The following is a 15,469-nucleotide window of genomic DNA, read 5'->3' as shown; positions in this document are numbered from 1 at the left end:
CTCACACGTGGGTTTTTGCTTATATTCATTTTCTTAAATATCGTCGGAATGGCTAGCAAACTCACATCTCCGTAGCTTACCGTTGCTGTTTTATATTGTGCAGATTTATCCTCACTTAATACTTTCAATTCAACTGCTAGATTTGCATCTGTAAAATAGTCGACGTCTACTTCTCGTACATAGGCTTTCTTTTCTTCCCAATCGAGCTTTTCCACTTGGAATTGTGTTCCTTGGTGGATATAAATTGCTTCCTCATGTAACAGCGTCATTGCACTGTAAGTGTCCATTTCACCAATTACCTTTGTTGCTGCCGGTACAGAAATATCAATAATAACGACATTTTCCTGCGCAGCAGAACGTAAGCTGATTTCATGGGCTGGGAAGCGGTCGCTCATCCAATGCCATTGTGTGCTCGTTTTAACTAATACCCCTTCCCCCTCAAGATAAGCAAGTAGCTCCTGTACTGTGAATTCACCATACGTATCATCCATTGAAAAAGGGAGTTCAAATGCGGCACATTTTAAATGATCCATCAAAATTAAAATATTATCTGGATTAATTCGAGCCTCCTCAGGGTGGCTTCCTAAAAGATAGGTTGGGTGATTTACGACATACTGGTCTAACGCTGTAGATTGTGCTACATAAATTATTAGCGCCTCATCTTGCCGTCTACCTGCACGGCCCGCCTGCTGCCACGCACTCGCAATATTACCAGGGTAACCGGTCATAATACATGCTTGGAGCCCACCAATATCTACACCGAGCTCTAACGCATTTGTACTAACAACCATTTGAATCGAACCATCGCGCAGACCCTTCTCAATTTTTCGGCGTTCACTTGGTAAGTAGCCGCCACGATAACCTTGAATCGACTCGTCCTGAAGCTTTTTCACCGTTAATGTTTTTAAATATGTAACAAGCATTTCTACTCGAACACGTGATTTAGCAAAGATAATGGTCTGAATCCCCGCTTCAAATAGGCGCTGTGATAAATCACGCACCTCCAGTACGGCACTTCGACGAACACCGAATGTAGGATGTACTATAGGCGGATTATAAAAAATAAACGTTTTCTTTCCAACAGGTGCACCAGAATTCGCGATTAATTCATGCTTTTCATTCGTTAACGTTTCTGCAAGTTCTTTCGGATTTTTAATCGTGGCGGAAGTACAAATAAAAGTTGGATTACTGCCATAAAACGCGCAAATTCGTTTTAATCGGCGAATAACATGTGCCACATGGCTACCAAACACTCCTTTATATGTATGAAGCTCATCGATAACGATATACTTCAAGTTTTCAAAAAGGGATACCCATTTCGTATGATGGGGTAAAATTCCTGAGTGCAGCATATCTGGATTCGTCATAATAATATGCCCTGCCTTCCGGATTTTCGTACGAATACTCGGAGCAGTATCTCCATCATACGTATAGCTTAAAATTTCTTCGCCCATTGCTTCGATTAATTCGTTTAAATCAGATTTTTGATCCTGTGCAAGTGCTTTCGTTGGAAATAAATAAATTGCACGACTTGAATTATCTTGTAATATTTTTTGTAAAATTGGTAAATGATAGCAGTATGACTTACCAGAGGCTGTCGGCGTTACAGCGGTGAACGATTGTCCCTTTACCCCGTAGTCAAATGACTGCCGCTGGTGTGTATAAAGTTTTTCAATGCCACGTGATAAAAGTGCTGTTTTAATCGAAGGGTGAAGAGCCTCTGGGAAATCGGCATATTGTGCCTGTTGGCCGTCTAGAGTATGCCAATGAATAATATTTTTCTTTAACTCTTCATCATATTGCCAGGATTCAAGTAGCCCCTGTATCGATTTCTTTTTACTTAGCATCAGTCTCACCTTCCTGTAAATAACGCTCTAGCGTCGTTAGCGTATATTTAGCAGCCTCAATCGATTGCAGGAAGCGCTTTTTACTCGTTTCTTTATAAAACGATTGTACGAAAAACTGTTCCATACCATCAACAGCATGGTCAATCTGTTGTTTATGCATGTATTTCGGTTGATGAGCTGAAATCCAATGGTGGGCAAGCCCCTGCCACTCTAGTAAAAGCTCCCGCATGTCATCTGCATATGGCTTTACTTGATTATAAAAGTCTGGCACGGCATCGCGCTCGCGCATATCGAAAAAACGACTGCTCGCTTCATCACACGCGAGCAGCAGCCTATTTGTATATTGAAGTAATTGCATTGTGTACACCTCTATAACTTTTCTCGTTGCTTATAAGTGTACCAAAATTTAATCCCGTTCACTACCTTTAGGGGAACACGTATTCTTTACTTGCCACTTTTTTTCTGCTAAGCTAACTCTTTGATGAGCACTATTTAATTGCTCATAAAAGGAAACCTTCACTTGGGCCTGCTCCAAGAGAATGCGTTCTCCAAGCATGGCATCCAAACAGCTAAGACGTTCGAGTAATAGTTGAATTTTTTTCATGTTATCCCTCCCTGTCCTGTTACTATTTGAGATAAATGAAATAAAATCCTGCCACTCTGATAAAACTAGACAATAATCGATAAAACTAGAAAAATTTCGTCAAGGCTTTATGCTACACTCTATGTATAAAATGTTTTGAAAGGGTGATTTCATGACGATTCGATATCCAAATGGAAAAGTCTATAAACCTAACAATTCTGAAACGCCTGTAAAAAAACAATCAAAAAACGAAAAAAAAATTTCCTTTAGTAATCGTGGAAAAACACTAGAAGATGATTTGAATGAAACCAATCAATTTTACAATTCTCATGGATTAGCCAACGTTCATAAGAAACCTGTTCCGATTCAAATCGTCAAAGTAGAATATCCTTCAAGAAGTACCGCTGTTATTAGGGAGGCGTATTTCCGTACCCCCTCTACAACGGACTATAACGGCGTTTGGAATGGATATTATATTGACTTTGAAGCAAAGGAAACAGAAAGTAAAACTTCATTCCCACTAAAAAATATCCATGCCCATCAAATAACCCATATGAGGTCGGTCGTGGAACAGCAGGGAATCGCATTTTTTATCGTTCGTTTTTCTTCAGTTGATCGTTATTTTGTCGTCCCGTTTGACATTATAGAAGAAGCATGGCATACGATGGAAAGTGGTGGACGCAAATCCATTCGACTAGCTGCATTTGAGGAAAAAGCTGTAGAAATTCAAATTGGCTTCAATCCCAGAATTGATTATTTAGCAGCCTTAAAAAAGATTGTCGCAAACAAATAGTTTGTGAAAGTGAGGAGAAAAAAAGTGACACAGCAAAAACGGACACGTGAAGACGTAAAAAGAGCACGTGAACTACAAAATAAAAAAAGTAAAACACCGCTGAAACTTTGGTTAAAGCGAATTGTTTTAACTCTAGTCATTGTTGGTGTTGTAGGCTTTTTAGGTGGAGCCGGCCTATTTGCTTATTATGCAAGTAATGCACCAGAGCTTGATGAAGAATTATTAAAGGACCCTATTTCATCTGAATTTTACGATGTTAACGGCGAACTATTCGCTACTGTCGGTATAGATGAGAAACGAAAATATATTGAATTTGATGAAATTCCCGATAGTATGGTGGATGCAATCCTAGCAACAGAAGACGTACGTTTTTTTGAGCATTCTGGGGTTGATCTTTGGCGCCTCGGTGGAGCTGTGATTGCGAACTTCCGCCAAGGCTTTGGTTCACAAGGTGCAAGTACCATTACACAACAAGTAATAAAAAATTCTTTCTTTACAAATGAGAAAAAGCTTGAGCGTAAAGCACAAGAAGCTTGGTTAGCGCTTAAACTAGAACGTAAATACGATAAAGAAGAAATCTTTGAAATGTATTTTAATAAGGTATTAATGTCAGGTACAACATATGGCTTTGGAACAGCTGCAGAATACTTTTATGGCAAAAAGCTTTCTGAGTTAGAGTTACAGGAAATGGCTTTATTAGCTGGTATGCCTCAAAGCCCGAATAACTACAATCCATTTAAAAATCCTGAGCGAGCTGAAAAACGTCGTAACATCGTTTTAGGCTTAATGGTACAGCACGGGAAAATTACAGAAGCCCAAGCTGAAAAGGCAAAAGCGATCCCTGTTGAAGAGGGCTTATTACCTGAAAACGAACGTGTGGCAAATGCAACAACAAAATTCCCTGCATTTTTAGACGTTGTTTTATCTGAGCTTGAAGAAAACGATGACTATGAGTCACTTGCGGATGGCATTAAAGTTTATACAACATTAGATCCACAAGCACAAACAATTGTAGAATCAGTAATGAATAATGACGAAAACTTCCCGAAAGAAAAAATTCAATCAGGCGTTTCGGTTATTGATACAAAAACTGGTGCTATTAGAGCAATCGGTGGTAGTCGTAATTATGCAGATCGAGACTATAACTATGCATATGATTTAAAACAACGTTCACCAGGCTCGACAATTAAGCCATTAGTGGATTACGGTCCAGCTATTGAATATTTAAAATGGTCTACTGGAGAAACAATTGTCGATGAACCAATGAAATATTCAGGAACGAATCAAACGATTACGAACTTTGATAATAAGTATTTAGGGACGATGACAATCCGTAAAGCGTTGTACCAATCCCGAAATATTCCTGCTGTTAAGGCCTTAAAAGCTGTTACACCGGAGAAGGCACAAAAGTTCATTGGAAATTTAGGTATTAAAACTGATTATCTAGTAGAATCGGATGCCATCGGTGGTGGGCGCGTGAATATATCACCGATTCAATTAGCTGCTTCTTATGCTGCACTTGGCAATAAAGGTGTATATACTGATCCACATTCGATTACTAAAATCGTGTATCGTGATGGCGTAACATCAAAGAAATATAAGCCAGAATCTAATGTTGCAATGGCCGATTCAACAGCTTATATGGTCACTGACATATTACGAGATGTAGTAAGTACTAAACCAGGTGCTCCTGCGAAAAATGCGATTGTTCCTGGTATAGATATTGCTGGTAAAACAGGTACAACAAACTATTCATCCGATGAATTTAAAAAATACAATTTTAGAGGCATGGCAGTTCCCGACTCTTGGTTTGTCGGCTACTCACCTAATTATTCAATAGCCGTATGGAGTGGCTATTCAGAGCGTAAAGATGCTCTTACTACGTGGGAAGAAAGATGGCTACCACAACGATTATTTAAATCAATCATGTCACAGCTATCAGAAAATGTTCCAAACACAAAATTCACTCAGCCAAACTCGGTCGTTTCAGCAACAATTGAGCTAGGTACGAGCCCATTAAAACTGGCAAGTGAGTATACACCAAATGAATTAAAGGCTACGGAGCTATTTGTTCGTGGTACAGTGCCAACAGAGGTATCTGATAAATATGAAAAGATTACGCTAGATCCTCCATTTGGATTAAAGGCTGATTATAATGAAGATGCTAGTCTAATAAATCTTTCTTGGGACCATACACTACCTACTACTGGTGATGATGATGAAAGACAAGACTCTTCTATCACATACGAAGTTTCAATGAAAGTCGATAATGGGAAATCCACAGTTATCGAGACAACAGGTGCTAAAAACGTTACCATTCCAAATGTTCAACCTGGCAGTAACTATACATTCTCTGTCGTAGCAATAATGGACGACACCCGAAGTGAGCCAGCAAGTGTATCAATCTTCATCGAAGGCATTGTAATTCCTGAAGAGCCTACTGAACCAGATATAGATGATGACGATGGGGATAATGAGAACGGAAACGGAAACAATAACGGAAATGGCAATGGAAACGGGAATGGTAATAATAACGGGAACAACAATGGCAATGGAAACGGGAATGGTAGCAACAACGGAAATGGCAACGGCAATCAGGTTGTAACCCCGCCAACCGAACCGACTGAGCCAGAAACTGACGATTAACCCCTTCCCTTCAATTAATAATAAATAAACTTAGAAATCCTCATTCATTAGATACTGTTCTGATGAATGAGGATTTTAATTTCCCCTTTTCTTATGCTTATATTATTTCAAGAGCCTTTCATCGAAAACACACTATGACCCGTAAAAAGCATATTATACAAAATAACGATAATGAAAAGGAGGAAGGTTTATGGGACTATTCATGAATAATGATGGGAAACTAGGACTATTCAAGAGTAATCATACACTAATAGAAAATAATCAAATAGTGTATCACCGAAATGAAATGACAGAGCTTATAAGAGAACAACAAACATTGAATCAAGATGTTCATCGTGCAATCCAGGCTTTTAAAACCAAACAAAATACATCCATTTTACAGCAATCTAAAAAAATCAATAGGATAAATGACAGGCTACACGAGATTCAAAAGCTGAATATCCAACAGCGCGAAGTAGAACAGCAAATAATCGAATGGCTCGAAAAGCTAGAAAATCGAGACGTGCAGCTGCAAACAATGCTGGTGGATGAGCAACTTATGAAAAATGATCTATTAGATAGAGTAGCCGTGATTAATCAAGATCAAGAAAAACTTGGAGACAGGCTCCATCATGTTGCAGCGACAATGAATGAGATGGCAGGTCATCTCGATCAATACACAATTGTAAACAATGATATTACGCATCAACTACAACAAGTACGAGAGTCTAACGAACAAATTATAGATGGAATCAATAGTATCGATGAAAAGCAGCAGGAAGTGATGAACCGAGTAGAGGATCAAGAGGGTCTTATTGAAAAAATTTCAAGACAATTAGACAATGTACGTTCCATTGTATTTGAACGAACGCATTTTTTAGATGAAAAAATTAAGAAGATGTATGATTTCTTTAACCGAGCGTATTCAAAAAACACATAGAAAAAATTAGCCGTATCTGCTTTGTATTCATCAATTGCGGTAGCACGTTGCAATTGTCGGAAGGGGCATCACCAATATAAAAGAGCGTCAGACCTTACTAATTTTCTGCTTGAAAATTAGTTTGTCGACGCTCTGAAATCTTTCAATCGAGCGGATTGAGGGATTTCAATTTATTTTTTCGTTCGTAGTCTTGCAGCGCGTTTTTTTGTTTCCTTAAAAAGCTCGTCTAACTGGCGATAGCAAGCATATTGCCCCGGCCTTTGTTTTATAAATTGAAGACGCTCCCTACCGTTAATTGGGTATAATTCAAACTCTTCATCTATATGTGCAGTATGGCTGGCAGAATCCACTAATAGTTTCTCAAAAAGTGCAATTCCATGCTCTGTTAAACTTTTTGCTTCGCCATTCCTTGTTTCGTGGGCACTATGAATTCTTATCTGCAGCGCCTCCCACTCACCAAACCATGTATCGATGGCTTCCTTTGAAATGGCTTCTTTTCTTACTGGGATCATGCTTTTACCAACCCCTTTTTAAAGCGCTTTTGCCCTTCTCGACAGTCAGCAAATAGTGGGCATTCATGACAGCCTGGATTTTGTGCCTTACAATGATAGCGTCCGAAGAAAATCATTTGGTGATGGGCACGGCTCCAACGCTCAATCGGTGTTTTCTTCATGATCGTTTCTTCAACTTCAAGCACGGTATCCTTCCAGCGACAAAGACCTAATCGCTTCGAAATCCGTTCAACATGCGTATCAACAGCCATTGCTGGAATATCGAACGCAACTGATAATACAACATTGGCTGTTTTACGACCAACTCCCGGTAAGGTTACTAATGCCTCCCGATTTGCTGGAATTTCACCCTCAAATTCATTTATTAGCTTATAGCATAATAATTGAATATTTTTAGCCTTATTTCGATATAACCCAATGGAGCGAATATCATTTTGCAGCTCCTCTAGTGAAACGGCTAAATAATCCTCAGGCGTTTTATATTTTCGAAATAAATCTTTCGTAACCTTGTTTACAAGCACATCTGTACACTGTGCAGATAATAAAGTAGCAATCGTTAATTCAAACGGATTATCATGTACGAGCTCACAATGTGCATCTGGAAACATTCGATCCATTTCATCTAGACAATGTTCCCATTGTTTTTTCGTAAGCATGTAAATCCCCCCCTATTCTCGTTCCTCTAGCCAATTATAAAACAATCCATTTTGCGCTGATTCTCTATCTATTTGTTGCGCTGGTTGAACTGATTGACGGGAGCGAAACTGTTCTGTATGCTGTTCAATTTGTTTTACTGATGTAATATTTTTCTTTTTCCACTCAAACAAAATGCGATCAATATAGCGGAGTGAAACTTTTCCAGCAAGTACAGCTTCTTTCAATGCCGCTTTAATAATCTCTGGAGAATGGTGATCATGATCTAACCACATCCCGATTGTTTCTAGCTCCATCGGGGAGAGTAGTCGACCAAACTCCTGCTCGAACATCGAAAAGATCTCGCCCTCTTCATTTTTCGCTGTTGTTACTTGCTGCTGTAACTCTTTCTCTTCCAATAATCCGACAATGCGCTCCCAAAGTGGAAATAGGGAAAACTTTTCAAATAACTTTCCATTCCCATCTACACCTTGTGTAATTTCAAGTAGCCCCTTTTGCATGAGTCGTTGCATTTTCATCGAAATATCATTCGCTGTAAAATGTGTACGCAGTGTCAAATCATGTGGTGTTGGAAAGTCTATTCCCTCCTCATGAAAGCTAAGTAGATGGACGATAATCAATGCCTCATCATCTAGAATATTTAACTCCTTGTATAACTTAAAAAAAAGCTGAGGAATCGTTATATTCCTCTGCATTGTCCACGAACGGAGTCGGCTACTTTGATTTTTCATATTTATTGACTCCTCTCAAAGAGAATAGAAAGCGCCCGAAAAAACATCGGACGCTCTCTTTTAATTTGATTCTTTTTGTGTAATCTTTTTAATAGCCTTTCAAAAAAGCTAACTTATCCGATTATGGGTACAGTCTGTTTAATAAGCGTGGGAACGGAATTGTTTCACGAATATGCTCTGTGCCAGAAATCCACGCTACCGTACGCTCTAAACCTAGACCAAAGCCAGAATGCGGTACCGAGCCCTGTTTGCGTAATTCTAAGTACCAAGCATAGGCATCCATCGATAAATTATGCTCTTCTAAACGAGATTTTAACAAGTCATAATCATGGATACGCTCAGAGCCACCGATAATTTCTCCGTAGCCTTCCGGTGCAATTAAATCAGCACAAAGGACAACATCATCTCGTTCAGGATGTGGTTGCATGTAAAATGGTTTAATTCCTATCGGGTAGCACGTAATGAATACCGGCTTATCAAAATGATTCGCAATCGCTGTTTCATGTGGTGCACCAAAGTCATCTCCCCACTGAATATCATCAAATCCTTGCTCATGAAGGAATTTAATTGCATCATCATACGAAATTCTCGGGAACGGCGCTTTAATATTTTCTAATTTAGAAAGATCACGACCTAGGCGCTCTAATTCTAGCTTACAGTTTTTAAGAACAGATCCAACGATACTTTCAACATATTGCTCCTGCACTTCTAGGTTTTCTTCAAACTCAACAAACGCCATTTCAGGCTCGATCATCCAAAACTCGATTAAGTGGCGACGTGTTTTAGATTTTTCAGCACGGAATGTAGGGCCGAACGAGAATACTTTCCCTAATGCCATCGCTGCTGCTTCCATATAAAGCTGACCTGATTGAGAAAGATATGCATCCTCATCAAAATATTTCGTATGGAATAACTCCGATGTTCCTTCAGGTGAAGAACCTGTTAATATTGGCGGGTCCATTTTAGTAAAGCCATTGTTGTTAAAGAATTCATATGTTGCACGAATGATTTCGTTACGAACTTTCATAATCGCATGTTGCTTACGAGAACGTAACCATAAGTGACGGTTGTCCATTAAAAACTCTGTTCCATGCTCTTTTGGTGTGATCGGGAAGTCTGTTGCAGCGTGAATGATTTCGATCCCTGTAACATTTAACTCACAACCGAAGCTCGAACGCTCATCCGCTCTTACTTCTCCAATAATGTACAATGAAGTTTCTTGTGTCATCCCTTTTGCAACGGCGAATAACTCCTCGCCTACTTCTTCTTTCACTACAACACCTTGCACAAAACCAGAGCCGTCACGTAGCTGTAAAAATGCAATTTTTCCGCTTGAGCGTTTGTTCGCTAGCCAAGCACCTAGTTTCACCTTTTCGCCAATATGTGACGGCATATCCTTAATCATTATTTTCTTCATATGTGTCCTCCAAAACTTAGAGAGCAGTGTTTATCCTTGCCATTTTGATTTTACAAAAGTATCAATACGACGAACTGCTTCTTCTAATAATTCTAATGATGTTGCATACGATAAGCGGATTGTCGCATCTGCACCAAAGCCAGAGCCCGGAATAACGGCTACATTCGCTTCTTCTAGTAAAGCTTTTGCAAATGCATCTACAGATTCATAGCCAGTTTTTTCTGCTGCCTCTGCAACATCAGGCAATAAATAGAATGCACCTTGTGGCTTTAATACTTTAAAGCCTGGAATATCAGCTACATGAGGGTAAATTTTTTCTAAACGGAATTGGAATGCCTGACGCATTTCTTCTACCGCATCCTGAGATCCATTGTATGCTTCAACTGTTGCATATTGTGCTGTAGTTGTAGCATTTGAAGTAGAATGAGATGCTAAGTCTGTCATTGCCTTAATAATTTCTGTATTACCTGCCGCATAACCGATACGCCAGCCTGTCATAGAGTGAGATTTTGCTACACCGTTTACAACGATCGTACGAGCTTTAATTGCATCTGTAAGCTGTGCAATTGAAAAATGTTCTACACCATTGTATACGAGCTTTTCATAAATTTCATCTGAAACGATTAGAATATCTTTTTCTTCTGCAACTTTTGCTAGTTGCTCTAATTCCTCACGTGAATAAATCATTCCCGATGGATTACTTGGCGAATTAATGATAACTGCCTTTGTTTTTTCTGTAATCGCATCCTCTAGCTGCTGTGGTGTAATTTTATAGCCTTGTTGTGCTGTACCCTCTACATAAACTGGTACACCACCCGCTAGCTTTACTTGCTCAGGGTAAGAAACCCAATACGGAATAGGGATGATCACTTCATCACCTTCATTTAAAATCACTTGGAATAAAGTGTAAAGAACATGTTTTGCACCTACACCCACCATGATTTCATTTGGCTTATATGTAAGTTCATTATCACGAGAAAGCTTGTCGATAATTGCTTGCTTTAATACAGGAAGGCCTCCTGCTGGTGTATATTTTGTTAATCCCTTGTTCATTGAATCAACGGCTGCATCTAAAATATTTTGTGGTGTATTAAAATCCGGCTCACCAGCACCTAAGCCGATAACGTCGATGCCCTGCTCTTTTAACTCTTTCGCTTTTGCCGTAATGGCTAGCGTTGAAGATGGTGTTAATGTTTTTACACGGTTTGCTAATAATTGTTTCAATGAAATCGTCTCCTCTACAAGTTCAAAATGCGTTTCCACCATTGTCCGTCTTCAAACAAAATGTACACATAATTTAGCTTATCGGCGTCATTTATGTAAGTAAGCTCCCATACGGCGCCTGCTTCCTCATAGCCTAATTTTGTATGAAGTATTTCTTTCACATCGTTCTCATTATTTAACACAGATAAAGCTTGTTCTTCCGTTATACCGTCCTGCAAATATACTTCCTGAATCGATTTCTCTTCTAAACTGATTGGAACAAAAATTGCCTTTTCCTTACCATATTCATCTACCCCGAATACCGTAACGTACGGCTTATTACCGTTGTAAGTATAACTACTGGATACAACAGCAAGCGATTTCGAGGATAATGCTAATGCCTCCGCTTGCTCCTCTATCTCATTAAATGGAGTTTTTGCTTTCCAGAGTACTAAACAAGAGATAACAAGGGTCAAAGAAAGAATAAAAACAACGCCGAAAATGAGCCAATTTTTCATACCTTCACCTGCTTCGAATTTGGCACAATTTCCGTTATTACAGTATGCTGATTTTGTTCTAATATTCTTTCCATCTTGTCTACCTACTTTCTTTCCTCATCGTTCATTATTATACCAATGTTCTAGTTCTAATACCATATGCTGTAGAGGTAGTTTTTGTACAGAAATCGGCGGTAACGCACGGATAAACTCTATCCCGTACGATTTCATATCTATTCTTCTATCAAGTACGATAAATACCCCCTTATCCTTCGAGGAGCGAATTAATCGTCCGAAGCCTTGCTTAAAGCGTAAAATCGCCTCTGGTAAAGATAGCTCTACAAATGAATTTTTTCCTTGCTGCTGTAAATAATTCGCCCTTGCCTTGTACGTAGGCTCTTCTGGTGAAGAAAACGGCAATCGTACTACAATAACAGAGGATAAGCTATCACCAGGTACATCTACACCTTCCCAGAAGCTATTCGTCCCAAATAGTACAGAATGACTAAATTTTTGAAACGATTTAAGTAAACGCATTCGGCTACCAGCTGTCACCCCCTGTGCAAATACCATATAGTCATCTAATAGACCGCATTCTTGAATAAGCTCTACCGTTTGACGGAGCATTTGCTGAGAAGTAAAGAGTACAAAGCAACGCCCTCCCGTAGTTCGAACTGTTCTTGTAATGGCATGTGAGACTGCCTCAATATAATCTGACTGTGACACATTCTGTATATCTGGCATATCTGTTACAATAAATGCTTTAGCTCCACTATAATAATTAGATGGAGCCTGTAAGGAATGCAGCGGAACAGCTGGTGATATTCCTAGCTGATCCGCGATAAATCGCTCGTTATTTGGAACTGTTAATGTGCCAGATGTCCAGATGATACCTGTTTTTCCACGGTAAGGAGCAAATAATTGCTCAATCGTAGTCGTAACATTAATAGGCTTTTTCAAAAATTGAATACTTCCCGGCAAGCTACGTCGATCCACTTCTATCCATGTAGAATAATGAGCATGCTGGATTAAAAATACCTCATCCCATTGTGCTATTTGTAGCTTAAACTCTCGAATCCAGTACCGCCACTCCCCTAGGATAAATCTATGCTCTGGAGCTAATTCTTCGATATTCGCTGAAAAAAGCTGCGCGACTTCCTCTGCAAGATCAATCCAAGCCTGAACAGCTGCTGACATGTGCCCAAAGCGAGCTAAATCTATTTTTAGTTCATGTAAAAAAATAGACGCCTTTACTTCATGCTTATACGAGCCTTTTGTCATTTGTTGAATCGCGCGGAGTAAGCTTTGCATCCCCTCGTCAAATTTTGATACCATACTCATAAAACGTTTTTCTAACTGATGTAATAGGTTCATTGGTACTAATTGTCGTTTTAAAGCCGCACGCTGCAATTTATAAAATAAATTTTCATCTGTATAGTAGCCAATTTGACCAAACATATATTTCCAATGCTTAAACGTAAACACTTTTTCATCACGTTGAATAGCCGCCTGAACAAACTGATGTGCTTCATCAATAATCCACCCACCAATATTTTGGAAAAGCTGATTTTGACGAACTAAATCTGCCAATAACATCGCATGATTAGTAACAATTATATCAGCCCGTCTACTATTGGTTAGTGCACGTTCATAGTAATCATAGTCTCCTGAAACAGGCTGTGACGTTTCTGATTTACGAATTTTATCTAGAAATAATTGCCCACCACCAGAAACATTGAGCTCATCGATATCACCCGTTGTTGTTTTCGTTAACCAAATAAGTACTTGTAGAATAACAAACGTCTCATCATACGAATCATCTGCCATTTTATACTGTTGCTCAAATCGGGCAATATCAATATAATGATGCATGCCTTTTAATAAAGCTACGTGAATCGTATTTCCTGTAATCTTTTCAAGCCTTGGAATTTCCTCATGTAATAGTTGCTCCATTAAGTAAGACGTATACGTGCTAACGCCAACTTGCTTCCCTTTATTTTTCGCATAATAATATGACGGCAACAGGTACGATAAGGTTTTCCCTATTCCAGTAGAAGCTTCTATTATCATTTCTTCTTGTCTATGGAGCGCGCCCCATACACTGTCCATCATTTTAAATTGCCCTGGTCTTTCTTCAAAATTAGGAAGGGCAGATTGTAGCATTTCAATCTTTTCTATTGTTGTTTCAGGATAACCGCAATTTTCATTAGCCGTGTCAATGGATGCTTCTCCTTTGTAAATGGCTAACTTCTTATAAAAAATATAATTTTCTTCGTTACTAACCTTATTTCTTTTAATACAAAGTGCATCAAAAAACAACTGCGATAAATTCGATTTCAGTCGAAATGAGCGCTTATGTAGCCCCTCTAACGTTACTAAAGGTAACATCAATAACTCTTCCCAGCACGCCTTTAATAATAGTGCAGTTGCCTTTGCATCATCATCCGCACGATGGGCTTGTTGAAGTGGAATATTCAAATCATTTGCTAGATCCCCTAATTTATAGCTAAGCGACATTGGGAATAGTATTTTTGCAAGCTCAACTGTATCAATCGTTTTTCCAATCCATTGTGGAAGTCCAGCTCGTTTAAATTCAGCTTGTAAAAAAGACAAGTCAAATTCCGTATTATGGGCAACAAATACTGCCCCCTGCAAAAGCTCATAAATAGTATCTGCATGCGCTTCAAATGGTAATGCATCGGCTACATGCTCATCTCTAATGTTCGTTAAATCCTGTATATAAAGAGGGATTTTTTTTCCCGGATGAATGAATGATGTAAAAGTCTTTTCTATACACCAATCCTTCATGATCACAATAGCAATTTGTATCATCCGATCACCATTTGCAGGTGAGTGTCCAGTCGTCTCCAAATCGACAATTGCATATTTTTGACTTTCCATCATTGTACTCAACTCACTGTTCTCGTCATTATAATCGAATTTTATCATAGGTGGCCTCATACGGTCATGCAATAGATGTGTCGTTTAAGATTTACTAGATTGGGCATGATGTAAACAAGCCATAGAGAAAGGGTGACAGCATGGAGACTGTTAAAAAGGAGATTTTAGAAGTTATCAATAATAGCCATATCGGGACAATGGCAACGGTGCATAACGGCAAACCATTTAGTCGATATATGACATTTACTAATAAAGAGTTTACATTGTACACTGTAACCGACAAACACTCAGATAAGGTAGAAGAATTATTGGAAAATCCGTACACACATATTTTATTAGGCTACGAAAATAAAGGACGTGGCGATGCTTTTGTAGAAATAGAGGGAAAAGTTACTGATTTTGATGACGAGGCACTAAAGCTAAAATTTATAGAGTTTTTTAAAGGGCTGCTCTATAAAAATCAAGACGAAATGGTCATCCTGCAAATTGACCCAATCCGCATGCGGCTGATGAATAAAAAAGGAGAACCACCGAAAGAGTTAGAATTTCCATTAGAATAATTAAGAAAAGCGCAAGCGCCCCGTTTAGCCCCTCGAGGTCGCTTCAACCCCTCAATAGGCTGGGCGCTGGAGCTAGACATTCTTTAAAATTGAAGTAACTTATTCTTTATAATAAAAAAAGAGCAGGGGCTCATCTCCCTGCTCATAGACAAAAGCTTCCCAGCAAATCCGCGCTGTTAATGGATGCTTTTGGTGTAAAGCCGAAA

Annotated in this window: 13 protein-coding genes and 1 pseudogene; 4 read left to right on the top strand and 10 right to left on the bottom strand. The window is 39.0% G+C overall.

Features of this window, described 5'->3' with window-relative positions; translation table 11 throughout:
* Positions 1–2: 2 nt before the first annotated feature.
* From V4T18_RS08865 to V4T18_RS08855, 3 genes and pseudogenes are all read right to left on the bottom strand, one after another.
* Positions 3–1,847, bottom strand: a pseudogene (locus V4T18_RS08865) (DEAD/DEAH box helicase); the annotation flags it as partial.
* Complete coding sequence (locus V4T18_RS08860; RefSeq protein WP_332648792.1) at positions 1,837–2,205, bottom strand: YppE family protein; 369 nt, start codon at positions 2,203–2,205, stop codon at positions 1,837–1,839. The gene V4T18_RS08860 and the pseudogene V4T18_RS08865, both read right to left, overlap by 11 nt.
* 48 nt (positions 2,206–2,253) lie before the next feature.
* Entirely contained in the window at positions 2,254–2,451 is a 198-nt protein-coding gene (locus V4T18_RS08855) for an endonuclease (protein WP_332648790.1), read from the bottom strand.
* Between the two features lie 151 nt (positions 2,452–2,602).
* Here V4T18_RS08855 and recU point away from each other — a divergent pair, with 151 nt between their 5' ends.
* The 3 genes from recU (at position 2,603) to V4T18_RS08840 (ending at position 6,788) form a co-directional block, all read left to right on the top strand.
* Positions 2,603–3,223, top strand: a complete 621-nt coding sequence (recU, locus tag V4T18_RS08850) for a Holliday junction resolvase RecU (RefSeq protein WP_332648788.1) — start codon at positions 2,603–2,605, stop codon at positions 3,221–3,223.
* 24 nt (positions 3,224–3,247) lie between these two features.
* On the top strand, positions 3,248–5,869 hold the full coding sequence (locus tag V4T18_RS08845) for a PBP1A family penicillin-binding protein (protein ID WP_332648786.1): 2,622 nt from the start codon (positions 3,248–3,250) through the stop codon (positions 5,867–5,869).
* 190 nt (positions 5,870–6,059) lie between these two features.
* Entirely contained in the window at positions 6,060–6,788 is a 729-nt protein-coding gene (locus tag V4T18_RS08840; protein ID WP_332648784.1) for a hypothetical protein, read from the top strand.
* Positions 6,789–6,958: 170 nt separating this feature from the next.
* Here V4T18_RS08840 and V4T18_RS08835 read toward each other — a convergent pair whose 3' ends face one another.
* The 7 genes from V4T18_RS08835 to dinG all read right to left on the bottom strand — a co-directional run bounded on the left by V4T18_RS08835 (position 6,959) and on the right by dinG (position 14,706).
* Positions 6,959–7,300: a YpoC family protein gene (locus V4T18_RS08835; protein WP_332648783.1), complete on the bottom strand. Its 342-nt coding sequence runs from the start codon at positions 7,298–7,300 to the stop codon at positions 6,959–6,961.
* Positions 7,297–7,956 carry an endonuclease III gene (gene nth, locus V4T18_RS08830; protein WP_332648781.1) on the bottom strand — a complete coding sequence of 220 codons (660 nt, stop codon included), beginning with the start codon at positions 7,954–7,956 and terminating at the stop codon, positions 7,297–7,299. The genes V4T18_RS08835 and nth overlap by 4 nt, the downstream gene beginning before the upstream one ends.
* Positions 7,957–7,968: 12 nt before the next feature.
* Positions 7,969–8,685 (bottom strand): DnaD domain-containing protein, encoded by a 717-nt coding sequence (locus V4T18_RS08825; protein ID WP_332648779.1) that lies wholly within the window; start codon positions 8,683–8,685, stop codon positions 7,969–7,971.
* A gap of 121 nt (positions 8,686–8,806) precedes the next feature.
* On the bottom strand, positions 8,807–10,102 hold the full coding sequence (gene asnS / locus V4T18_RS08820; RefSeq protein WP_332648778.1) for an asparagine--tRNA ligase: 1,296 nt from the start codon (positions 10,100–10,102) through the stop codon (positions 8,807–8,809).
* A 30-nt stretch (positions 10,103–10,132) separates the two neighbouring features.
* Complete coding sequence (locus V4T18_RS08815; RefSeq protein WP_332648776.1) at positions 10,133–11,326, bottom strand: pyridoxal phosphate-dependent aminotransferase; 1,194 nt, start codon at positions 11,324–11,326, stop codon at positions 10,133–10,135.
* A gap of 14 nt (positions 11,327–11,340) precedes the next feature.
* Positions 11,341–11,823, bottom strand: coding sequence for a cell wall elongation regulator TseB-like domain-containing protein (locus tag V4T18_RS08810; RefSeq protein WP_332648774.1), 483 nt, complete (start codon positions 11,821–11,823; stop codon positions 11,341–11,343).
* 96 nt (positions 11,824–11,919) lie between these two features.
* On the bottom strand, positions 11,920–14,706 hold the full coding sequence (gene dinG / locus V4T18_RS08805) for an ATP-dependent DNA helicase DinG (RefSeq protein WP_332648956.1): 2,787 nt from the start codon (positions 14,704–14,706) through the stop codon (positions 11,920–11,922).
* Between the two features lie 137 nt (positions 14,707–14,843).
* Here dinG and V4T18_RS08800 point away from each other — a divergent pair, with 137 nt between their 5' ends.
* Positions 14,844–15,263: a pyridoxamine 5'-phosphate oxidase family protein gene (locus V4T18_RS08800; RefSeq protein WP_332648773.1), complete on the top strand. Its 420-nt coding sequence runs from the start codon at positions 14,844–14,846 to the stop codon at positions 15,261–15,263.
* Positions 15,264–15,469 lie beyond the last annotated feature (206 nt).

The organism is Lysinibacillus sp. 54212 (assembly GCF_036662795.1).
In the GTDB taxonomy this organism is placed as follows: domain Bacteria; phylum Bacillota; class Bacilli; order Bacillales_A; family Planococcaceae; genus Lysinibacillus_B.
The sequence above is the reverse complement of the archived record's forward strand: the minus strand, read 5'-3'. Positions and strand labels throughout refer to the sequence as shown.